At 43.5% G+C, this 23,767-nt stretch carries 20 protein-coding genes; 15 read left to right on the plus strand and 5 right to left on the minus strand.

The annotated features are described in order from the left end of the window. Position 1 precedes the first annotated feature (1 nt). The 3 genes from groL (at position 2) to corA (ending at position 3,214) form a co-directional block, all read left to right on the plus strand. A complete protein-coding gene (gene groL, locus KI659_RS11775) occupies positions 2-1,633 on the plus strand; it encodes a chaperonin GroEL (protein ID WP_213945550.1) in 1,632 nt (543 codons plus the stop codon). A gap of 195 nt (positions 1,634-1,828) precedes the next feature. Further along, a complete protein-coding gene (locus KI659_RS11780; protein ID WP_213945551.1) occupies positions 1,829-2,203 on the plus strand; it encodes a response regulator in 375 nt (124 codons plus the stop codon). Between the two features lie 39 nt (positions 2,204-2,242). Beyond that, on the plus strand, positions 2,243-3,214 hold the full coding sequence (gene corA / locus KI659_RS11785; protein ID WP_213945552.1) for a magnesium/cobalt transporter CorA: 972 nt from the start codon (positions 2,243-2,245) through the stop codon (positions 3,212-3,214). Positions 3,215-3,220: 6 nt separating this feature from the next. Here the strand turns inward: corA and KI659_RS11790 are convergent, their stop codons facing one another. Further along, a complete protein-coding gene (locus tag KI659_RS11790; protein WP_213945553.1) occupies positions 3,221-4,513 on the minus strand; it encodes a metal-dependent hydrolase family protein in 1,293 nt (430 codons plus the stop codon). Between the two features lie 185 nt (positions 4,514-4,698). On the opposite strand from KI659_RS11790, the gene KI659_RS11795 reads away from it, so the two are divergent. Further along, on the plus strand, positions 4,699-5,778 hold the full coding sequence (locus KI659_RS11795) for an AI-2E family transporter (RefSeq protein ID WP_213945554.1): 1,080 nt from the start codon (positions 4,699-4,701) through the stop codon (positions 5,776-5,778). Here KI659_RS11795 and KI659_RS11800 read toward each other — a convergent pair. Next, a complete protein-coding gene (locus KI659_RS11800; RefSeq protein ID WP_213945555.1) occupies positions 5,775-6,140 on the minus strand; it encodes a BTB/POZ domain-containing protein in 366 nt (121 codons plus the stop codon). The genes KI659_RS11795 and KI659_RS11800 overlap by 4 nt on opposite strands. 187 nt (positions 6,141-6,327) lie before the next feature. Here KI659_RS11800 and KI659_RS11805 point away from each other — a divergent pair, with 187 nt between their 5' ends. Then, positions 6,328-6,663 carry a single-stranded DNA-binding protein gene (locus KI659_RS11805; RefSeq protein ID WP_213945556.1) on the plus strand — a complete coding sequence of 112 codons (336 nt, stop codon included), beginning with the start codon at positions 6,328-6,330 and terminating at the stop codon, positions 6,661-6,663. A 224-nt stretch (positions 6,664-6,887) separates the two neighbouring features. Further along, on the plus strand, positions 6,888-9,215 hold the full coding sequence (locus KI659_RS11810; protein WP_213945557.1) for a tetratricopeptide repeat-containing hybrid sensor histidine kinase/response regulator: 2,328 nt from the start codon (positions 6,888-6,890) through the stop codon (positions 9,213-9,215). Between the two features lie 16 nt (positions 9,216-9,231). Here KI659_RS11810 and hslV read toward each other — a convergent pair whose 3' ends face one another. Both hslV and KI659_RS11820 read right to left on the minus strand, forming a co-directional pair. Further along, on the minus strand, positions 9,232-9,771 hold the full coding sequence (gene hslV / locus KI659_RS11815; protein ID WP_213945558.1) for an ATP-dependent protease subunit HslV: 540 nt from the start codon (positions 9,769-9,771) through the stop codon (positions 9,232-9,234). A gap of 147 nt (positions 9,772-9,918) precedes the next feature. Beyond that, entirely contained in the window at positions 9,919-11,595 is a 1,677-nt protein-coding gene (locus KI659_RS11820) for a pyruvate dehydrogenase complex dihydrolipoamide acetyltransferase (protein ID WP_213945559.1), read from the minus strand. 124 nt (positions 11,596-11,719) lie between these two features. Between KI659_RS11820 and KI659_RS11825 the strand changes: the two genes are divergently transcribed. From KI659_RS11825 to KI659_RS11865, 9 genes are all read left to right on the plus strand, one after another. Further along, entirely contained in the window at positions 11,720-12,679 is a 960-nt protein-coding gene (locus KI659_RS11825; RefSeq protein ID WP_213945560.1) for a YheT family hydrolase, read from the plus strand. A gap of 30 nt (positions 12,680-12,709) precedes the next feature. Next, positions 12,710-13,408, plus strand: a complete 699-nt coding sequence (locus KI659_RS11830) for an SOS response-associated peptidase (protein ID WP_213945561.1) — start codon at positions 12,710-12,712, stop codon at positions 13,406-13,408. Next, complete coding sequence (locus KI659_RS11835; protein WP_213945562.1) at positions 13,408-14,316, plus strand: MBL fold metallo-hydrolase; 909 nt, start codon at positions 13,408-13,410, stop codon at positions 14,314-14,316. The genes KI659_RS11830 and KI659_RS11835 overlap by 1 nt, the downstream gene beginning before the upstream one ends. A gap of 48 nt (positions 14,317-14,364) precedes the next feature. Then, positions 14,365-15,363, plus strand: a complete 999-nt coding sequence (locus KI659_RS11840; protein WP_213945563.1) for a 3-oxoacyl-ACP synthase III family protein — start codon at positions 14,365-14,367, stop codon at positions 15,361-15,363. A 1-nt stretch (position 15,364) separates the two neighbouring features. Continuing rightward, positions 15,365-15,940, plus strand: a complete 576-nt coding sequence (locus KI659_RS11845) for a hypothetical protein (RefSeq protein ID WP_213945564.1) — start codon at positions 15,365-15,367, stop codon at positions 15,938-15,940. A gap of 87 nt (positions 15,941-16,027) precedes the next feature. Next, positions 16,028-17,614, plus strand: coding sequence for a toxin-antitoxin system YwqK family antitoxin (locus KI659_RS11850; RefSeq protein WP_213945565.1), 1,587 nt, complete (start codon positions 16,028-16,030; stop codon positions 17,612-17,614). Positions 17,615-17,834: 220 nt separating this feature from the next. Beyond that, complete coding sequence (locus KI659_RS11855) at positions 17,835-19,076, plus strand: ROK family protein (RefSeq protein WP_213945566.1); 1,242 nt, start codon at positions 17,835-17,837, stop codon at positions 19,074-19,076. Between the two features lie 36 nt (positions 19,077-19,112). Further along, the gene (locus KI659_RS11860) at positions 19,113-21,440 is read left to right on the plus strand and encodes a PIG-L family deacetylase (RefSeq protein ID WP_213945567.1); all 2,328 of its coding nucleotides are present in this window, start codon (positions 19,113-19,115) and stop codon (positions 21,438-21,440) included. A 384-nt stretch (positions 21,441-21,824) separates the two neighbouring features. Then, the gene (locus KI659_RS11865) at positions 21,825-23,138 is read left to right on the plus strand and encodes a DUF6600 domain-containing protein (protein ID WP_213945568.1); all 1,314 of its coding nucleotides are present in this window, start codon (positions 21,825-21,827) and stop codon (positions 23,136-23,138) included. Positions 23,139-23,184: 46 nt separating this feature from the next. Here KI659_RS11865 and KI659_RS11870 read toward each other — a convergent pair whose 3' ends face one another. Beyond that, entirely contained in the window at positions 23,185-23,700 is a 516-nt protein-coding gene (locus KI659_RS11870) for a cupin domain-containing protein (protein WP_213945569.1), read from the minus strand. Positions 23,701-23,767: the final 67 nt, after the last annotated feature.

Genomic DNA, 23,767 nt, shown 5'->3' on the forward strand with positions numbered 1-23,767 from the left:
AATGGCTAAAGAATTATTTTTCAATACCGACGCGAGAGACAAACTGAAAAAAGGTGTAGATGCTCTTGCTGACGCAGTAAAAGTTACCTTGGGACCAAAAGGTCGTAATGTAATCATCGACAAGAAATTTGGCGCTCCTACTATCACTAAAGATGGTGTTTCCGTAGCTAAGGAAATCGAATTGGAAGAGCCAATCGAAAACATGGGTGCTCAGTTGGTGAAAGAGGTTGCCTCTAAAACTGCTGATAACGCCGGTGACGGTACTACCACCGCTACCGTGCTTACCCAGTCTATCTTCAACGTAGGGATCAAAAACGTAGCCGCAGGTGCCAACCCAATGGATCTGAAAAGAGGTATCGACAAAGCTGTAGCAGCGGTTGTGAACCAATTGAAGGCTAACTCCAAAGAAATCTCTACTTCTAAGGAAATCCAGCAAGTAGCTACAGTTTCTGCCAACAATGACGAGGAAATCGGCAAGATGATCGCCGATGCCATGGACAAAGTTGGTAAGGACGGTGTGATCACTGTAGAAGAAGCAAAAGGTACCGAAACTGAAGTGAAAACTGTAGAAGGTATGCAGTTTGACAGAGGTTACCTTTCTCCATACTTCACTACCAACACTGAAAGAATGGAAGCTGAATTGGAGAACCCATACATCTTGATCTATGACAAGAAGATTTCTTCCATGAAGGAATTGCTTCCGGTATTGGAGCCAGTGGCGCAGTCCGGCAGACCCTTGTTGATCATCGCTGAAGATGTGGACGGTGAAGCTTTGGCTACCCTTGTGGTAAACAAAATCAGAGGTGCGCTGAAAGTTGCGGCTGTTAAGGCTCCAGGTTTCGGTGACAGAAGAAAAGCTATGTTGGAAGACATCGCGATTTTGACTGGCGGTACCGTGATTTCTGAAGAAAGAGGTTACAAGCTTGAAAACGCAACTGTTGAGTATCTTGGTACTGCTGAGAAAATCAACATTGACAAAGATAACACCACCATCGTAAACGGTGCCGGTGACTCCTCTGCTATCCAAGGCAGAATCTCTGAAATCAAATCTCAGATCGAGAAGACTACTTCTGATTATGACAGAGAGAAACTTCAGGAAAGGCTTGCCAAACTTTCTGGCGGTGTAGCTATCCTTTATATCGGTGCGGCTACTGAAGTTGAAATGAAAGAGAAGAAAGACAGAGTGGATGATGCGCTTCACGCTACCAGAGCTGCTGTACAAGAAGGTGTAGTAGTAGGTGGGGGTGTTGCCTTGATCAGAGCTGCTTCAGCTTTGGATTCACTGAAAGGTGACAACGAAGATCAGGATACGGGTATCAACATCATAAGACTGGCGATTGAGTCTCCATTGAGAACTATCGTTTCCAACGCTGGCGGTGAAGGTTCTGTGATCATCAACAGAATCAGAGAAAACCAAGGAAACTATGGTTATAACGCTAGAACGGATGAGTTTGAAGACCTCTTCGAAGCCGGTGTTATCGACCCTACCAAGGTTACCCGATTGGCTTTGGAAAACGCAGCTTCTATCGCAGCTCTATTGCTTACTACCGAATGTGTGGTAGCTGATGTGAAAGAAGAAGGCGGAGCAGCCATGCCTCCAATGGGCGGCGGCGGAATGGGCGGTATGATGTAATACCAACTTTCTCAATATTAGAGCGAGGATATCAGCAGGTATCCTCGCTTTTTTTTATACACTTTTTTGGCTTCTGCAACATGTGTACATTTCTAAGTAGAATTTAATATGATATTTTTTTTATAATAAATTTATAATTGTAACTTACCTGCTACTGGTGATAAAACTATAGACCAACTAAGCTTAAAACGATTGATGTATTCATTTGATTCAATTGTATTAATTGACGACGACCCCATTAATAACCTGATTAACAAAAGGTTGATTAGTAAATTGGACATTAGTCCGAGGGTGGCCGAATACCTGGAAGCCGAGAAGGCTTTGGGTTGCATACAATCTTTGCACAAGGAAGAAAGGCTTCTCATTCTTTTGGACATCAACATGCCCGTAATGAACGGCTGGGACTTTTTGAGCCAGTATTTGGATTCGTGCAACTGCAGAAAGGACAAAATCGTAATGCTTTCCAGTTCCATTGATTTTCAGGACAGGCAAAAAGCTGAGGAATATGACTGTGTAAGTGGGTTTATAGAAAAACCGCTAACACCTGAAAAACTAAAAAAGCTTCTTTAAATGAATATGGAGGCTCAAATAGAATCAATAAGCTCCCCTATGGAGCTTTATTTGTTTGGAGAAAATTTTTTCGAGAAACACCTTCTCACCAGTGCCGGGCAATTAACCGAACTCCTGAAAGGCCCCCACAAAATATGGCTTAACATTTCCGGCCTAGGCGATCATAAGCTGATATCTGAACTTGGCAATCTTTTAAACATCCACTCCCTTACCATTGAGGACATCATGGACGCGGGACAGCGGCCAAAATTTGAGGAATTTGATGATTTTGTTTTCGTCAGTACCAAAATGATTTACACCAAACGAGCTTTGGAAGAGTTGGAAATTGAGCAAATCAGCCTTTTGATAGGCCCCAATTATGTGATCACTTTTCAGGAAAACCACAAGGATGTGTTTGACCCTATCAGGACCAGATTAGAAAACCCAACCGGCCGGATGAGGAAATTAGGTTCCGATTATTTTGCCTACACCCTGATCAACGCCATCACCGACCATTATTACAAGGTAATGGAAATGGTAAGTGAAGCCAATGAAGATTTAGAGGATCAAATCATAAAGGCAAGGAAAAAAGTGAAACTGGAGGATTTATACATCCACCGAAAAACTCTCCAGGAGATCCGAAAGAACACCTGGCCCATGCGGGAAATCATTTCTGATTGGAAAAAATCAGACCACCCGGTCCTTAATGAAAAGAACCAGATCTATCTCAATGACACCTATGAGCACACCATAGAGATTCTGGAAAATCTGGAACTGCAAAGGGAAACAATCACAACACTGGTGGAAATTTACATGACGCAGTTGAGCATCAAACAAAACGAGGTGATGAAAACGCTGACCATAATAGCCACCATTTTCATCCCTCTGACATTCATTGCTGGTGTTTACGGTATGAACTTCACCTATATGCCCGAGCTGGAATGGGAATACAGTTATTTAATTGTCTGGGTGTTTTTCATCCTCAGCGCTGGGTTGATGTTGTATTATTTCAAAAAGAAAAATTGGTTTTGATCCAACCTATTCCTTTCCGTTTTTGAAAACCTCCCCGCCCTTCATCACAAACACCACTTTCTCCATCACTGCTATATCCTGCTCGGGATCCCCCTCCACGGCTATGATATCGGCAAGCATTCCCTCTTCCAGTACACCCATTTTATCTTCCTCTCCCAATAGTTCAGCTGCCCTCAAGGTAGCTGACTGAATGGCCTCTAGGTTGGGCATCCCCACTTCAGTCATATAGATAAATTCTCTGTAATTTTCGCCATGAGGAAATACCCCCGCATCGGTCCCAAAAGCCACTTTTACTCCTTTTTTATAGGCTTTTTCAAAAGTGCCCTGTATCTGGGGGCCAATAGCTTCTGCTTTGGCCTTTACGGCCGGATGATAGTACCCCGGGATTTTGGCATATTCGGCCACGGACATGCCCGCGGTGATGGTAGCAACATACCAGGTCCCGTTTTCTTTCATCATTTCCATAGTTTTTTCCGTCATCATCGTGCCGTGTTCTATGGAATGGATTCCTCCCTCCACGGCACGCTGCATGCCTTCATCCCCATGGGCATGTGCGGCTACATGGATTCCAAAATCCTTGGCTGTCTGGATTACGGCGTTTATTTCATCTTGCTGAAACTGGGGTGCTGAACCATCCCGGGCCACGCTTAGCACCCCACCCGTAGCTGTGATTTTGATTAGATCGGCTCCTCGTTTTACTTGATGGCGAACAGCTTTTCTGGCGTCTGACTCTCCATTGATTACTCCAACTTCTGGCCCCGGATCCCCCATCAGTGATTCTTTCATGCCATTAGTTGGATCGGCATGCCCTCCAGTGGGAGCGATTGATTTGCCGGAAGTGTATATTCTGGGACCTTTTATTTTGTTGGCATTGATAGCGTTTCGAAGGGAAATATTCACCCCAGAGCCTCCCAGGTCCCGAACGGTTGTAAAACCAGCCATAAGGGTTCGTTCAGCATATACCGCCGCATTGAAAGCTATATCAGCCTCGTTGTTGGTAAACCTCTCTATGTACTGTGAAGGACCGGTCTCGCTTTCCATGTGCACATGCATATCCATCAAGCCGGGCATCACGGTATAGTCCGTTAGGTTGATTACTTTATCCTCCTCCCCACCCGAATGGTACCCGCTGGTGATGGAAATAATCTTGTCATCCTCCACCAGGATGGTTCTCTCCTGGAGCATACTATTGTTTCTCACATCCACCACTTTGCCGGCGTGTATGTAAGTTTTTTGGGCAAATGTTCCTACCTGAAACAGGGCTAGACCTGCTATTGTCAACAGTAATTTTCTTTTCATATTTAATTAGTTGTATGGCTTTTATTCAAATCATAAATATGAATATAGAAATTTTTCATTGAATTTTGTAGAAAAAGATAGTAAGGGAAAAATGATGTGCCGGTTATCAAATGAGTAAAATTAAACTCTTTGTAGATACATCAGTTGTTAGTACAGACCCCTAAACTTAACTACTTTTCCCTTTCATGGACCAACATTCAAGATTCAACAACAAAATTTTATCAGCAGCCATAATCGTTTTATTTTTAATCGGGTTGTTTTGGCTTATTGGTTATGCCATCCAGTTTTTCCTTTTAATTTTTACGGCCATATTGATGGCTGTCATGCTTCGGGCAGGGACAAATTTCCTCAAGAGAAAATTCAATCTTCCTGATTGGGCCGGCCTTACTATTAGCCTATTTACCTTCCTTATTGTCTTGGGTGGTATTTTTACTTTGATCATTCCAACGGTGGCCAACCAAGCGGCAGAGGTACGTGAACAACTTCCTGAAGCTTGGTCAAATATTGAATCCACAATAAAGGAAACTGAGTTGGGAAAAACTTTATTTGAAAGAGTAGAGGAAAACAAGGATGACCTTATTCCTGAAGATGAAAAACTCATGCAATATGCCAGAAGCTTTTTTGCGGGGACTTTTGGGGTTATTGGTGATTTGCTGGTCATATTTATTATGGGGATCTTTTTTGCTGCAAGCCCCCAGCTATATGTCCAGGGCGTGGTAGTGTTGGCTGCCCCACGATTTCGAAGGCGGCTGGAAGATGTGCTGAACCAAGTTTATCTCGCGCTGAAGGCGTGGCTTCTAGGCAAGTTTATCGCCATGCTGTTTATAGGTATTGCCACAGCAATTGGATTGATGTTATTTGGGGTACCAGCCCCCTTTGCTCTGGGCTTTTTAGCCTTTCTTATGGATTTTATTCCAAACATAGGTCCTATCCTAGCCTCTATACCAGCCGTTTTGCTTGCATTTCTGGTAAGCCCGATGACAGCCCTTTGGGTGGGCATCTTCTTCTTGGTCATTCAGCAATTGGAAAGCTATGTCTTAGTGCCATACATCTATAAAAAGACGGTATCCATTTCTCCTGTCATCACCCTTGCATCTCTGATCCTTCTTGGCATCCTAGCTGGTCCTCTCGGGGTAATCATGGCCACTCCACTGGTAGCGGTGATACAGGTCATGTTGAGAGAGCTCTACATCAAGGACTACCTTGAAAAGGATCTGGATGAAAAGGATGATAACAGTTTTGAGAAAAGGATGGAAGATGTCTAATTTCTAGTCTTCACGATCAAAAAGCTTCCATCCTCAAGGTCTAAATAACCAAAATCATAGCAGAACTTATACAGGTTGTTCTTTTTATTAGCGTAGATGTGGGTATGGTATTTAAAATGGAAGCCGTCGACTAGTAATTTGTCACGACTGACTCTGCAGGTTTCCCGCTCTGAAAGAATTTCCTCCAGAATATGCCTGTTTTTCTTGAGGGCATAATTGATGTTTCTAATACTGTTGTTGGTCACCGACTTGAGTTGGTTGTTGTAATGGTTGCGACAATAATCATCACAGAATTTTTTGTCAGCCCTTCCTTTCAGGGCTTTGTGACAGCTTACGCAGGTTTTGGTGTTGGTATCTATCATAAAAAATGGGTTATAGTTGAAAAAACAACTGAAGATAGTAAGTAAATTACAGTAACGCAAACGTTTACAACCGTTTACAAATAGATTTAAGCAATTTTTACCCGCCTAAGCTGCAGGACTCTTCCCAACTTTGTCGCAAGCCTCTCGGGGTGATAAATCAATTTCAAACTTTTTATCATTTATAACCATGAACAGTGTAAAACTAATCGGAAGACTGGGATCAAAACCAGATGTGAAAACATTCGAAAACAACAGAAAGATGGTCAGGTTAAATCTGGCCACCAATGAAAGCTACAAAACCGCCAAAGGCGAATTTGCCACAGAAACCAATTGGCACAACGTGGTGGCATGGGGAAAGCAGGCAGAATACTTGGAAGAAAAAGCCGATAAAGGAAGTGAAATAAGCGTGGAAGGCAAACTGGTGACCCGGACCTATAACGATAAGGACGGGGCCAAAAAGTGGATTACCGAGGTGGTGGCAAATGAGGTATCCATAGTGGAGAAAAAAGAGGCATCCGTTTGATTTTCCTTCCGGTCAGGGCTTGGAGTCCTGACCGGATTTATTTCAAATCCCCCTGAATAAGGGCAATTCATTTTATGATTAAAGGTATAATTTAAAATAATTCTTTATTTTGTAGAAATTTTATAGTTGGTTTTTGGGCCCATACAAGAGAATTTCGCTATATCTACATATTTATGCAGTCAAAACGATAAACTTGTAATGCCAAATGCAAAAATAAGTGAGTTATGAAAAAGTCGGTTTTAGTGGGATTTCAAATGCTGATGTTAATTCCATTGCTTTCCTTCAGTGTCAGATACCAGGACATCCAGATTTCCTCCCCTTCAACCGAAAAAATCGACAGTCTTAATAAATGGTCAACTGAGCATATTGAAAGCGACATCAAAGAGGCTTTGGAAAATTCCGAACTCGCCTATGAGCAGTCCAAAAAATTAAGCTATGAATACGGCCAAACGGAAAGTCTAATCAACTTGGGCTGGATACACTACCGACAGGATAATTATGGAAAGGCCTTGGAGTATGCGCTGGAAGCACACGAGAAGACAAATTTGCTAAACCACCCCAAGTTAAGCGTCCGCTCAGCTTTTAATATCGGGGCCATTTACAGTGATGGTAGCAAGGATCATCAGGCAGCATTGAAATATATGAAGGAGGCCTATGAAGAAAGTGTCGCAATTGGAGACAGTCTATTAATTGTGAGGTCTTTAAACAATATGGCTTATCTCCATAATATGAACAAGGAATATGACAGTGCATTATATACCCTTAACAAGGTAGAGAACTTTACCCAGATTGATTACCACAAAGGATTTGCTTACAGGACTTACGGGGATATATATTTAGCCAAAGGGGATTTTACCTTGGCCCAAAGTTATTTTGAAAAGGCATATGCCTTTTTACAAAACCCCAATTCCAAATCGTCATGGGCATCCGTGATGGTTAGATTGGGAAAAATCCATCTACGGAATGGCAATTACATAAAGGCTAAGGAATATTTTCGTGAAGGCTTGGAGTTAAGTTTGGAAAACGAGTTTAAGGATCACATTGTTACTCTTTACAACTACATGGCAGATATTGAGGCGCGTTTGGGTGACTGGCAACAAGCCTATCGATACCGGTCTCTATATGCAGCGTGGTCCGATTCCTTATCCAGCCAAGTCAACTCCAGGAATATGGGAAGGCTGGAGGCCAAATTCGATTTTGACCAAAAGCTGAAGGAAATCAATCATGAGGCTTTGACTAATGAGCTCATGGCACAGGAGCAGCTTAACCAGCAGATTTTTAAACGGAATGTATTCATTTTGCTATTCGTCACAGTGCTCATTCTGTTGATCATTATTGGATTCAGCATGAAGAGAGTCAGGAAGGCCAAAGCAATTGCGGAAAAGGCAAACAAAGCGAAATCGGATTTCATTTCCGTGATGAGTCATGAAATTCGCACTCCACTGAATGGCGTAATTGGCTTTTCCGAATTGCTTTCCGGCACACCGCTCAATCCTGAACAGAAGCAGTATGTGGGTTTGATTAACCAGTCTGCAAGCTCCCTGATAGGAATAATCAACGACATTTTGGATTTCTCCAAAATAGAAGCTGGCAAAATGGAACTGGAAATTCAGCCTGTGGATTTGAAGAAACTTGGGGCGGTAAGCAAGGATTTGATCGCCTATCAGGCATATCAGAAAAACATTACCCTGAAATACAGTTTCGATTCCAATATTGACAGCTTGGTTTTAGCGGACGAATTGAGAATCAAACAAGTGCTGATCAATTTATTGAGCAATGCTATTAAATTTACTGAGAAAGGGGAAATAGAGTTATCCATTCTGCAGCTTCGAAAAATCAATAACCAGCGCGTAATCAGGATTTCGGTGAAGGACACAGGCTGCGGAATATCAAAAGAAAACCAAAGCAAGATCTTCGAGGCTTTCAGCCAGGAAGATACTTCTACCACACGAAAATTTGGAGGTACGGGCCTTGGGCTTACCATAAGCAATAAAATATTGGCACTTATGGGCTCCAAATTAAAACTTAAAAGCATCCTTGGAGAAGGCAGTAGGTTTTATTGCGATATTAATTTTGTTAGTGTGGATAGGGCTATCAAACAGAATCCCGACAGCATAACAGTTCAAAGTGATATTGGGGTGTCTGAATTGAATGTACTTGAGAGCCTGGATGTGAAAGTCCTGGTGGCGGAAGACAATCCGGTAAACATGATTTTGACCAAAAAGATCGTCAAAAAACTCTTGCCAAAAGTGAAAGTTTACGAAGCTCAAAATGGTAGAGAGGCAGTTGAAATTTTCAGCTCCCACCCTATCAACTTAGTGCTAATGGATATTCAAATGCCAGAGTTGAACGGCTATGAGGCAACTGGGGAAATAAGAAAGCTTCCCAACGGCGAAAACGTCCCTATCATCGCTTTGACAGCCTCAGCACTCAATAATGAAAGGGAGCGTTGCCTTGAAGCGGGATTGGATGACTGCACTACCAAACCCATCAATAAAACGGCTCTAGAAAAACTGATCATTCAATTTTTGCTAGAGCCGATTAAGAGCTAATTAAATTTCTAGAATACTATTGCACTTTTTCAATCACGAGGTTGTGATTAGTGTAAATGCAGACGTCTGCCGCTATTCCCAAGCTTTCCCTTACCATGTCCTCAGCGGACAGCTGGGGTGCAAACTTTTTGAGTGCGCGTGCAGCTGATTGGGCATACATGCTTCCTGAGCCGATGGTTGCAATATATTCATCCGGTTCGATCACGTCTCCGGTACCCGAAATGATCAGAATATCCTCACTGTCTGCCACGATCATCATGGCCTCCAGCTTGCTCAGCATCCTATCAGTTCGCCATTCTTTGGCCAGCTCCACTGCGGCCCTTTTCATATTGTTGCCGAAGGCTCCTAGCTTCTCCTCGAATTTCTCCAAAAGTGTGAAAGCATCGGCGGTAGACCCGGCAAAACCTGTTACAATTTTACCGTTTTGCAGTTTACGGATTTTGTTTACGCTGCTTTTGGCCACAGTGTTACCCAAAGTGGCTTGCCCATCGGCACCGATTACTACCTGATTGTTATGTTTGATGGCCACCACGGTGGTGGATTTGATCTTTTCCATATCTAGTGTTTAAGAATTGCTAAAAGTATCGATTCCTTTTGTCCTAATGTATCAAATGGCGTACTAAAGCAAAAAGTCCCGAAAGATCAGGACTTTTTGACAGAAGTTATTTTTAAGTACGTAGCACGAGGTACGATGTACGAAGTATTATATCAGGATTCTAACTGGATCTTCAAGTAGGTTTTTGAAGGTTTGAAGGAAAGCAGATCCTACTGCACCATCGACTACTCTGTGGTCACAGGATAAGGTTACTTTCATGACATTTCCTACTTTCATCTCACCGTTTTTCACTACTACGGTTTCCTTAATACCCCCAACAGCCATGATACAAGCATCTGGCGGGTTGATGATAGCGGTAAATTCATCTATACCGAACATTCCCAAATTGGAAACTGTAAAGGTATTGCCTTCCCAATCCTTTGGCTGAAGTTCCTTGTTCTTGGCTTTGGCTCCTAGGGACTTGGCCTCCTGTGAAATCTGCGACAATGACTTATTGTCCGCAAAACGGATCACCGGCACCAACAATCCTTCTTCCACCGCTACTGCCATACCAATATTGATGTGGTCATTGTATCGGATTTTGTCACCCAACCAAGAGGAGTTCACTTTAGGGTTTTGTCTCAAAGCTGCCGCTGCGGCTTTGATTACCATATCGTTGAAGCTGATCTTGACAGGAGCAATTTCATTCATGCTCTTGCGCGCCTCGATAGCCTTGTCCATGTTGATTTCCATGGTCAGGTAGAAGTGCGGTGCGGAGAATTTGCTTTCTGCCAAGCGCTTGGCGATGGTCTTTCTCATTTGAGAGACTTTCTCCTCTCTAAATGATTCCTGTCCGATCGCTGGAGCACCTGCCTGGGCTGAAGCTGCAGCTGGTTGCTGTACGGAGGCTGGGTCAAACTGCTCCACATCCCTACGGATGATTCGGCCATTTTCACCTGTTCCTTTTATCAGTGAAATATCCACGCCTTTATCCTCTGCCATTTTCTTGGCCAAAGGAGATGCTTTCACTCTGCCACCTTCAGTAGTAGAAGGAGCGGATGAAGTGGCCTGCTTAGACTCTTCTTTTTTGCTTTCGGCTGGCTTATCTTCCTTTTTGGATTCTGCTTTTGGTTCTTCTTTTTTAGCAGGCTTATCTTCTTTTTTGCCAGAGGACTTGCTTTCATGCGCTTTGAGAAGTTTCTCGTAGTCTGCACCTTTTTCACCAATGATAGCAATAACACCGTCAATGGCTACTGATTCGCCTTCCTCTACGCCCACATAAAGCAATGTACCATCTTCATATGATTCGAGCTCCATGGTAGCCTTATCGGTTTCCACTTCAGCCAAGATATCTCCGGATTTGACATCATCACCTACCTTTTTCAACCAGCTGGCAATGGTACCCTCCTGCATGGTGTCACTCATCTTAGGCATGGTGATCAATGTGGCATTGATGTCAGAAGTATCCACTTCTTCATCGGAGCTTTCCGTTTCTTCAGAAGAGGATTCTTCTTTCTCTTCCTCTTTTTTGCTTTCTTCTTTAGGCTGACTATCTGACTGGCCGCCGCCATTGCCAGCTTCTTTCAATAGGTCATCTATATTCTCGCCCTTTTCTCCTATAATAGCAATCACGCCATTTACCGGGACGGAGTCTTTCTCTTCTACACCAATATGAAGCAAGGTGCCTTCCTCGTAAGATTCCAGCTCCATAGTAGCTTTATCTGTTTCCACCTCGGCAAGGATATCGCCTGGCTTCACTTCATCACCTACTTTTTTTAACCATGCTGCGATCACCCCTTCTTCCATGGTGTCGCTCATTTTGGGCATTCGTATTATTTCGGCCATAAGTTTGATTTATTCCAATTCAATATTCAGGAGTCCAAAAATAGTTCTTAAATGTCTTTATTCAAATTTAATAGTCGTATTTTCATGACTCCAAAACTTCCCACAGCGCAGAAAGTTACCCTTTATGCCTCTTATTGAAAATATAGATTACCTCAAACCCAGATTCTTGTTCAACGGGCATTTGCAAACCATCGTGCCCAGCCTTTTCCGCAAGGTCAACCTACTACCTTTTGAAAGAGAGCGGATTACTACTTCTGACGGTGATTTTCTTGATCTAGATTGGCTCAGAAAAGGGAACAGAAAACTGGTTATCATCAGCCATGGTTTGGAGGGCAACAGTCGTCGCCCGTACATGCAAGGCATGGCGCATCAATTTTACACCCAAGGGTATGATGTGCTCAACTGGAATTTCCGCGGCTGCAGTGAGGAGCAAAACCTGCGGCCCATATTTTATAACAGCGGCGCCACTTACGATCTGGACACGGTGATTGCCCATGCCCAGAAAAATTATGAAGAGATCAACCTGGTGGGGTTCTCCTTGGGAGGAAATTTGATTCTAAAATATCTGGGAGAAGAAAGACAAAGAGTCACCATTTTGAATAAGGCAGTGGCAATCTCTGTCCCTTTGCACTTGGAAAGCTCCTGTATCCAGATATCCAAAGGGCAAAACCTTATCTATTCAAACAAATTTCTCAGAACCCTTAAAGATAAAATAATAAGGAAAGCCGCCTCCCACCCCTCGGATATTGACATAAGTTTACTCAAAAGGGTCAAAACCTTAAAGGACTTTGATGATGTCTATACCGGACCTCTGCACGGATATGATGATGCCCACGATTATTATGAAAAGTGCTCCAGTTTGTATTTTTTGGAAGGAATTGAAATCCCCACCCTAATTTTAAATGCAGTCAACGATCCCTTTTTGAGCCCTCTTTGTTACCCCAAAGAATTGGCACAAAAGCTCGAAAAAGTCTATATGGAGTTTCCAGAGCAAGGGGGACACGTTGGTTTTAGCCCCAGAAGCCGAGGGGAAATTTACTGGTCAGAAAAACGCGCATTTGAATTTATCAGTTCGGATGAGTAACTTCAAAAACTTTAATAAACAACCACCACCATGTGCGGAAGATATTCATTAGCAAAATCAAAGATAGAATTAGAGGAAAGGTTTCAGGCCGAGATGCCAGGGGAGTTCAACCCCCGGTACAACGTGGCCCCTACCCAGCTCATGCCGGTCATCACCTCTGACAGCCCTGAAGGCTTTTCCCATTTTTATTGGGGCATTACCCCAGAGTTTTCCAAAAACAAGCCTGTGAGCCAAAAATTCATTAATGCACGAGGGGAAACCATTTCGGAGAAAGTCTCTTTTAAGACAGCATTTCAAAAAAGAAGATGCATCATTCCGGCTGATGGTTTCTACGAATGGAAACAGTTGGGCAAAAAATCCAAGAGTCCTTACAGGTTTGTTTTGGAAAATGAAAAAGCCTTTGCCTTTGCAGGAATTTGGGAGGAATATGAAAATGAGAATGGGGAAAACAAGCACACCTTTCTGATCATCACTACTGAAGCCAACCCCATGGTTTCCGAAATACATGATCGGATGCCTGTGATCCTCACTCCCGAAACGGAGAAATTATGGCTTGACAAACAAACGGAATTGGAGGCTCTCAAAAGCTGCCTTCAGCCTTATGACCAAGCCAAAATGATGAGTTACCCAGTTTCACCCATGGTCAACCAGGTGAGCAACGATAGCCCTTCATTGATCAAGAAAACCTCCCCAATGGACCAATTTGGCAACTATACCCTCTTTGGATAATGGACACTGTTCACATCATAGACCTGCAGTTTAAGAAAATCCCCAACTCTATTGCTGCTTTTCTGGTGGAAACCAGCGAGGGGCCTATTTTGATTGAGTCGGGACCTGAAAGCACTTTTGAGGCCTTACAGTCTGGGGTCGAAAAAATAGGCTATCAGATAGAAGACATTCAACATGTCTTCCTCAGCCACATTCATTTTGACCATGCGGGTGCCGCTTGGAAATTTGCGAATCATGGTGCCAAGATTTACCTTCATCCCAAAGGCGCACCCCATTTGGCAAATCCCGATAAACTCTGGAATTCAGCCAAGATGATCTATGGGGATCAGATGGAGGAGCTTTGGGGTGAAATGAAAGCCATTCCACCCTCGCAGTTAATTTCCATGACCGATGGGCAAACCATAAGCATTGGCTCCACTTCCCTGAAAGCCTGGTTTACGCCCGGGCACGCAGTACACCACATTGCCTGGCAACATGGGGACACCGTATTTACCGGTGATGTGGCTGGGGTGAAAATTGACGGGGGGCCGGTCACACCACCTTGTCCTCCACCTGACATCCATATTGAGGATTGGAAGAAATCCATTGAAAGAATAAAAGCCCTCCAACCTACTGCCCTTTACCTTACGCATTATGGAAAAGTGATTGAAATTGACACCCATTTTGAAGAACTCGAACTTATTCTGGATGATTGGGCTGTATGGATAAAGGGATATTATGAGAAAAAGGTGGAACAGCAGGAAGTAGTACCTCTTTTCATAACCTATACCCAAAACCAATTGAAAAAATCCGGTCTGAGCAAGGAGACCCTTGATAAATACGAGAAAGCCAATCCCAGCTGGATGTCTGTGGCGGGCCTGTACCGCTATTGGAAAATCAAAGAGAAGCTGGCCAAAACAGAACAGTAGATTACCTGTTATTCTTTAATAAAGATTTTTATAATTGACTATAAACCCATGAAAAAATCACGAATAGTTGGCGTTGGCCATTATTTGCCTGACCGTGTGGTCACCAATGATGAGCTGTCCAAAATGATGAACACAAATGATGAGTGGATCGTCGAAAGAACCGGAATCCACGAAAGAAGATGGTTTACCCCAGGAAAGGACACTGTTACCAGCATGTCGGTAGAGGCCTCCAAAATGGCAATAGAACGTGCCGGTATAGATACTAAGGACATAGATTTTATAGTTTTTGCCACCAGCACACCGGATTATTTCGCTCCGGGAAATGGTGTATTGGTACAGCGGGAGCTAGGGCTTCAGGGCATCGGTGCTTTGGACATCCGAAATGCCTGCTCCGGCTTTATATATGCCTTATCCATTGCTGATCAATATATCAAAACCGGCATGTATAAGAATATTTTAATTATAGGAGCTGAGATCCAATCTTCGGCCTTAAACAAGACTGATGAGGGAAGGTCAAGTGCGGTGATTTTTGCCGATGGAGCTGGAGCAGCAGTGTTACAGGCCACTGAAACCTCCGATCATGGGATTTTGTCCACCCATCTCCACGCCGATGGGGACTATTGCGAGGAACTTTATGTCAAAGATCCGGGTAGCAGCCGTGAAAATCGACTATCACCGGATATTGTGGAGGGCCCAAGCTTCAAGCTGCAGATGAACGGAAACGCCGTTTTCAAGCATGCCGTAGTCAAATTCCAGGAGGTAATCGAAGAGGCCCTGGAAGCAAATGGAAAAGACAAATCAGAAATTGACCTGCTTGTCCCCCATCAGGCCAACTTGAGAATCAGCAAATTCATCCAAGAAAAATTGCAGCTTCCCGATGACAAGGTTTTTAATAACATTATGTATTATGGGAATACCACAGCGGCCACCATTCCAATAGCCCTGAGTGAGGCTTTTGAGCAGGGAAAATTGAAATCCGGTGACTTGGTTTGTCTTGCCGCCTTCGGTAGCGGATTTGCTTGGGCCTCCGCACTTCTCAATTGGTAGGATGGGAGAACCTAAATTGAACATCCAGTTATTACAGAACAGGGACATCCATGAAGAGATCTTTGAGCTGAAGTCAGCCTTTAAGCATCTCTTCACGGATATTGCCAACCATTTTCCACAAAGCCAACTTTCAGACATGTATCCCGAAAGCAAGGGATGCAAGGTCAGTATGGGCAATGAGCTGGGCCATTGTCCCTATCAGGTTTTGGACATATTCAGGGATTTTGACAAAACCCATGGACACAACATCAGGGTATTGAACTGGTGGGGCCATGGGCTTTTTGTATTGGTATTCTTTGGGGAAAAATTTGGAAAGGAATTAGTCGAAAAGAAAAAGGCTGCGAAATTTCTGGAAAACGGGTTTATTCTTCCAAAAGGAAAGAATCCATATGATTATGCAAACTTTTTCAAACAGCTTTCTGGAACTCCTACCCCAATTCTAAGTTGTGAAGAACACATTTCGAAATTCAGGTATCTCCAGTTTGCTAAAAAATTAGAAATGAGCGGGTCCATGGGAAATTTGAAGTCTCAGGTTTTAGAAGAATTGGAACGTATTTTGCGATTTTGCCGAATTTAGCCTACTTTTTAAAGATTATAAGTTAATTTAGTAACCTAGTAGCTTTGACTGTCGTAACATCCTAAGGAATTAATTACCTCATTGTCCATGAAATATATTTTTGCAAAAGTCTTATTCCTCCTTGCCTTCCTAATCCCCGCGATTTCCACCGAGGCCCAAACCGTAACCCTATACAACTCTGACTCCACCATAATGGGCACCGGTGTGATGGCCGAGGGGAAAATGGAAGGTTTATGGAAATTCATGAATCCCACCAACAATAGGGTCATCCAGCAGGGAAAATTTGTTGAAGGTCAAAAGGATGGCGAATGGGTGGCATTCCACTCGAATGGCCAACCCCAAATGAGGGCTGATTACCGCAACAATGTGTTGAATGGACAATACAAGGAATTTGACCAGAAGGGAAATGTATTGCTAGAGTCGGTTTTCCAAGATAGTGTCTTGGTGGGCCCGTATAAGCAATATTATAATATCAACGAAACTCAAGGCCGGTCCCCACAGTTAAAGCTGGAAGGGCAGTTTGAAAATGGCAAGAAATCAGGGACCTGGAACTCTTACTTCCCAAACGGGCAACTAGCTATTGTGCAAACATTTAAAAATGACAAACTGGAGGGCAGATACCGCGAATATAGCCAATATGGCAATATATTGGTAGAGGCCAACTATCAAAACAATAAGCCCCACGGAGATTTCAAAAGATACGATGATGAAAATAATGTACAGGAAGAGGGTGAGTTTAACTTGGGAAGAAGAGTTGGAAGCTGGAAAAAATACTTCCCATTCTCACGAACGGTAGAATCCGAAACCGAATATGACAATAAGGGCAACCGGACCGGTGAATGGACCTATTATTACGAAAACAGAAGGGTAGCTCGAACTGAAAATTATAGAAATGACCTTCCTACAGGCACCTGGGAGGAGTTTTACCCAAACAGGAATTTGGCCAAAAGAAAAACCTACAACGAGCTGGGTCTTCCCCATGGCGAGTATGTGGAATACCATAGCAACAATAACATCTCCGTGGAAGGTCAATTTGAAAACGGTTCAAGAGTGGGGCTATGGAAAAATTACTTCCCTGAGGGAGAGCTTTACAGCATAGGTGAATACAGAAATGATGTGAAATCTGGTCTTTGGAAGTATTTCAACAAAATTGGGATATTGATCGCTGAAGGGGAATATCAACTCGGTAGCGAACACGGCCAATGGGTATACTATTACGACGGAGGCCAGTTGAAGTCTGTAGGCTCATATTTTTATGGCTTTGAAGACGGCGTTTGGGGATTGTTTTATGACAACAAGCAATTGACCCAGGAAGAAACCTGGGCAAACGGAAGGTTGCTCAACGTAGGTGAATACAACAATTATGATGGCACATCCACTTTGGACCCTGGCACCTTGCAAAATGGAAACGGCACCCGCCTGACCTACTATGTAAATGGCCGTAAAGAGTCTGAAGGTACTTATCTGTCAGGCAAGGCAGAAGGAACGTGGAAATATTATCATGACAACGGAAGACTTGCCTCTGAAGGCGAAATGAAAGATGGCAAAAAAGAGGGGCAATGGAAATATTATAACCGAAATGGCCGACTTGATGAAGTCCTTATTTTTGAAAATGACGAGGTGGTAAACCTAGACGTACCGGAAGTAGACCTCCCGTTCCAAAATTTTGATTAAAGTCAGCAACATTTAAACAAAAAGCCCCACTTGGGGCTTTTTTTATTTATGGGCATGCAATAATTTTTATCATAAGTAAATCTTAGTATCTTTTTTACCTATTTGACTAGCCATTACCAAAAGGTAAAATTTTAAACCATTAACAATAACTTAATTAATTTTTTTATTAAAGTATTGTTTACTTATTTGTTTATTTATTAAATTGCATTAAATTAGACCTATGGACCTGATTAACCCCGACAAAGTACTCGAGCAGAAGGAAGGCGTGGTGGAGATTAAAAATTACCTTAACAAGATTAAGATAATCAAGCATCTCTATACCCATACGCACAATACCGCCAGCTCCATAGGAGGAGAACTGGGGTTGAGTTTACCCACTGTAAACTCCCTTCTGACCGCACTCCAGCAATCCGGAGAGGTCATTAAGCAGGGACAAGGTGAATCCCAAGGGGGAAGAAAGCCAGACCTATACGCCTTGACCGACGACTCCTTCTACGTGCTTTCTGTGGATGTGAGCAAGTACAAAGTCCAGGCGGCTATTTATAACAGCTCGCATAGACAATGTTCCCAGATAGAATCTCAAAATCTTAACCTCAACAATGAAAGGGAGACATATGAGGCACTGGAGCAGTTTCTTGAAGATACCATTAAAAATTCCGGTTTACCCGACCGAAAGATAATTGCCATCGGAATATCCATGCCTGGGCTGGTGGATTCAGAAAAAGGAATCAATCACAGCTACTTAAATTTTGGAAAGAAAAGCCTTAAGAAGAGGCTGGAAAAGAAATTTGAAAGGAAGGTTTATCTTGAAAATGACGCCAGAGCAATGACCTTGGCTGAATTCAAGTTTGGGCAGCACTCAGATAAAAAGCAAAATGTACTAGGCATCTTTATAGGCTGGGGTATTGGTTTGGGGATTATTATTGACGGAAAACTTTACCGGGGCGGAGCTGGGTTTGCCGGTGAATTTAGCCACTCCCCCATCTTCGAATCCAGGGAAATCACCTGCACCTGCGGCAAAAAAGGTTGCCTGGAAGCTGTTGCTTCCGGAACTGCCATTGTAAGAATGGCCAAGGAGGCCATCAAGACCGACGAAGACTCCATTCTAAGCAGGCTTGCAAAGGAAAGGAAAAACCAGCTAGAACCCTCCTGGGTGGTGGAAGCTGCCCTGGCCGGAGACCAGCGGGCCATTACCATCATTTCCAATGCGGGACTTGATCTAGGCCGCGGCATTTCCATACTCATCCAACTGCTCAACCCCGACATGATCATCATAGGAGGGTCAGTGGCAGAGGCACACCAATATCTTTTAACACCCATACAGCAGGCCTTAAATCTATACAGCATGGCCAAGTCAAGGGAACAGTCAGAACTGGTTCTTTACAAACTGGGTAAGGAAGTAGGCTTACTCGGCGGGGTGGCAGTGGTTGTGGATAAGATTTTCGAGGATTTGATGAATTGACAACCAACAAAGCATTTTACCAAAACATTAAACAATATGCCAAGTAGTTACCCATTATCAGAAGTAGAAAAAAGCTTTCAGAAAGAAGCCGGCCAAGGCCACAATTCTACTTTAATCCCTTATTTGACAGTTGACAACTTCCCGAAGCTAGGCCTGATGACAGCCTGTAGGTTTTTGGAATGGGCTGCAGCCAATCCTGAAGGGGTAATCAGTTTACCAACTGGCAAAACCCCTGAATTTTTTATCAAGTGGACGCAATTTCTGCTTGAAAACTGGGACACCGAAAAGGGAAAAGAAATACGTTCAAAATACGGTTTGACTTCGGTGAAGAAGCCAAAACTGGAAGGGCTACACTTTGTGCAGATTGATGAATTTTATCCTATTTCCTCCCGGCAAAAAAACAGCTTCTTCCATTATGTCAACAAATTCTATATTGACGGCTTTGGTTTGGACCCCAAAAAAGCTTTGCTAATCAATTCAGATGAGATTCCACTGGCGGAAGGAAGAAATTTTCATCAGGTCTTCCCTGACTTAAAAGTGGACCTCTCCCTAAGATTCAGGGAACCGGCCACCAAGCTTGAAAAAATCCAGCAGGAATCCATCTACCTCATCGATAAGTGGTGTGGGGAATATGAGCAAAAGATCAGGGATAAAGGCGGAATCGGCTTTTTTCTTGGGGGAATTGGCCCTGATGGCCACATTGCTTTCAATACAAGAGGCTCCCACCTTTTCAGCACGACCCGCCTTACCGAAACCAACTTTGAAACCCAGGCAGTGGCTGCAGGGGACCTTGGCGGGATTGAAGTCTCTGCAAACCGTCTGGTAATTACCATCGGACTAGACACCATTGTTTATAATCCGGAAGCAGTGGGAATCATCATCGCCGCAGGTGAAGCAAAAGCCCAGATTGTAAAAGACTCATTGGAGACTCCAATGACCAACCTCTACCCTGCCACCGTACTCCAAAAGCTGAAAAACGGCAGGTTCTACATGACCAAGGGAGCTGCCAGCAAACTAACTGACAGTCTCGATAATTATTATAAACAAGGCGATTGGACTCAGGAGAAAACAGAAAAATCCATCATTGATCTCTGTAAAAAGCTGGGCAAATATGGACACAGGCTGACTTTGGAAGATTTGAAGGCAGATAAATACACTTCCATGATCCCGAATGTTTCGGAAGAAACTGTTAAAGAGGTAATGGATAGCATTTTAGCCAAAATCAACAGGGGCACAACCAAAGAAAAGAATGAAGTATTGCTCCACACCGGACCGCACCATGATGACATTTCTTTGGGAATTCTCCCTCATATCACCACACAGCTTCAGGAAAACACTAACGAAGCCCACTTTTCAGTTTTAACATCAGGGTTCACAGCGGTTACCAACACCTTTGTAATCAACACTCTAACACAGACCAAGCAATTGCTGGATGAGGGAAGGATTCAAATGGTGAAGTATGAAGACTTCTACACATCGGGTTTTAAAATCAAAACCGACAAGGATGTCTATCAATACCTCACAAATGTGGCATCTGAAGACCCTGAGGAAAGCCTTCGAGGTCTTTGTCACCGGGTAGTTAGAGCTTTGGTGGAAATTTATAAGGTAGAAAACACGGCAGGGCTTCGCGAAACCATTAATGAGGTGATCAGCATTCTGCGTAATTCCTATGACGGGGAGAAAAATCCGGCCAAGATCCAAAAACTGAAAGGAATGATCCGTGAGTTTGAGGAGGAATTGGTTTGGGCCCACTTTGGTGTGCAGGTCAAAAATGTCCATCATTTAAGGCTAGGGTTCTATACGGGAGACATTTTCACCGAGCAGCCTGAAAAGAAAAGGGATGTGGAGCCTATCGTGGAGATGTTCCGCAAGATCCAGCCTACCAAAATCAGCCTTACTCTTGACCCGGAGGGTAGCGGCCCTGACACCCACTATAAAGTACTGCAGGCTACCGCCGAAGCTGTAAGGGTGTGGAGTGAGGAAAAAGACCTTAAAGACCTAAAAATCATAGGTTATAGAAACGTATGGTTCAAATTTGAACCAGCAGAATGCAATGTGATCGTGCCGGTTTCCCTTGGGGATATGGCCGTGATGGAGGATAGTTTTGCCAATTGCTATCTCAGTCAAGTAAACGCCTCCTTCCCTAGCTACGCCCACAACGGTAAATTCAGCACCATCGCGAAAAGAACCTGGGTGAGCCAGTTGAATGATATACAGTTGCTATTGGGAAAAAATTACTTCTATCTACACGAAACAGCCAAAGTAAGATCTAGCCATGGCCTAATTTTCTTCAAGGAAATGAATGTGAAGGAATTTTTGGAGCATGCCAGAGAACTTGAAAAATCAATAGAAGGTATGCTATAGCATGAGTGTGGCTTTTTCTAGAAAAACAAAAACCGGAGTCTTCTAAACTCCGGTTTTTTTAATATAGCATGTGGCAGTCGGTCCCCATCTTAGGGCCGCTGCGTGTTCTTTCCGTAAATTTTCATGCCGGTAACCCTTACTTCTGCCTACAAATTGGAAAAGCAGTCATCCAAATAAACATATTCAATTACCTTTGCAATTCTTTTAACAAAAATTAAGAATCATGCATGGGTTTAAAGCTAAGTCTTGAAATAAAGCATGTTATAACGTTAAATTTTATTTTACGTGTGTCAAAAAGGCAAAATAAACTATCGCATAAGATTTTAACAACAAACATATTACTAAAAGCTTGCGTAAACTCCCTTATACTTAAATCCCACAGCTATGAGAAATCCCTTTCAATATTTCCGATCTTATAGGCAGGCGCTTAGGGTTTTTGCAGTATTGGCTTTCATATCCATAGGTATCCATAAGCCGGTACATGCCCAAATGCAGGGTGCTGTCTCCTTTCAAGTCTTTTACGATGAATTGATGCCCTACGGTACCTGGGTAAATGACCCTCAGTATGGATTTGTGTGGGTACCTCACGTACATGCAAACTTTCATCCTTACGCAACAAATGGTCACTGGGTAATGACTTCCTACGGAAATACCTGGGTGTCGGATTTCGATTGGGGCTGGGCGCCATTTCATTACGGCAGATGGTTTTATAGCAATAGATACGGTTGGTCATGGGTTCCAGGCTATGAATGGGGGCCAGCATGGGTAGACTGGAGAACAGGGGGAGGCTATTATGGCTGGGCTCCATTGGCTCCAGGAGTACACATAAATGTTGTAGTAAACTTGCCCTACCATCATTATGTCTTTGTCCCGCATAATAGACTTATTCATAGAAGGGTTCACAGGTACTTTGTGCCTAGAGCAAGGGTAGTAAATATCTATCAGCAAACCACCATCATCAACAATACGGTGGTCGTCAATCAAAGATCATATGTGGGAGGTCCGCATAGAAGAGATTTGGAAAGGGTGAGCAGAAGAAGCATCCCCGTGTACCAGGTAAGCAACTCGGGCAGACCGGGCAGATCTGCGGTGGCCAGAGGATCTGTGGCCATGTACAGGCCAGAGGTAAACCGAAATACAGCCACTCAGGCAAGACCTTCCAGAGCCGTCAATTCTTCTGAATTTACCAGAGGTGCCAGGCCGAATAGAACTGCCCCTGTGAGAAGTTCAGCGGTACAACAGCGGGCAAATAGCGGTGTGCAGAGAAACAGTTCTGGAAACGTAAAGAGCGAAGCTACCGCAGCACCATCCCGAGTATCGGCACAGCCAGCACAGCGAGGCCAAGTGCAACAAAGACCCGCTCAGACTCAAACCAGACAGGCTGCCCCAAGGCAGCAACAGCAGGTGAGATCCTCGGCGCCCAATGTGAATAGCACCAGACAGCAGGCCCCCGCAAACCGCAGCAGCAATGTGCAGAGCAGGCCTTCTAATAGGAATTCCGGATCTGGGTCAGCGGTAAGAAGTAACGCTCCTAGACAATCAAACCGGAGCAGCGGAGGTACTGTTTCTAGCTCCTCTTCTTCAAGGAGTAGTAACGGAACAGTCTCCAGGTCTTCTTCCTCAAGAAGCAGCGGCGGAGGAACTGTCTCCAGATCTTCTTCCAACTCAAGAGGCAACAGTCGAAGAGGCGGCAATTAAAAATAAAAAGCTCCAAGCTAAATGGCTTGGAGCTTTTTATTTTTATTTACCTGTTGAAATCATCCTCAACTCTCACAATATCCTCCTCATCAGAGGGATTTGAAGGGTCAGCATGCATCCATATTTCAGCAACCATACCCCACTCTTTTAGTCCTACCAAACGGTGACGTTCTCCCTGCTTCAACTTGACCACCTCCCCTATTTTAAGGTCTTTCAACTCGCCTTGCTCATCGGTGTCACTGGTGACAATGCCCCCATTACCTTTGACCAGTTTCCAGATTTCAGCTCGTCGGTGATGGTATTGCCATGAGAGTCTTTTATCAGGAGCCACCAATAGGATTTTCGGACTCAGCTTTTGACTCAACTGCAATTTGTCCAATTCCACTTCAGGAAAAAACTGATCTTTAAATTTCTGGATCTGCCCCTCATCAATGACAAAAAACCCACCCCAAGGCCTACTCTGATCTTGGGTGATAATCTGGTATCCTTCTCCTTGCAGATAATTTTTTACCTGCTCAAAAATCTCACTTTTTTGGTTACTATTAAAATCAATATTTTGCATAATCTTAAATAAAATTGAAATTAAAAATTACGAATAATTTCTTCATAAAAGCCAGTTAACATCAAAA

The organism is Litoribacter ruber (assembly GCF_018449405.1).
In the GTDB taxonomy this organism is placed as follows: domain Bacteria; phylum Bacteroidota; class Bacteroidia; order Cytophagales; family Cyclobacteriaceae; genus Litoribacter; species Litoribacter ruber.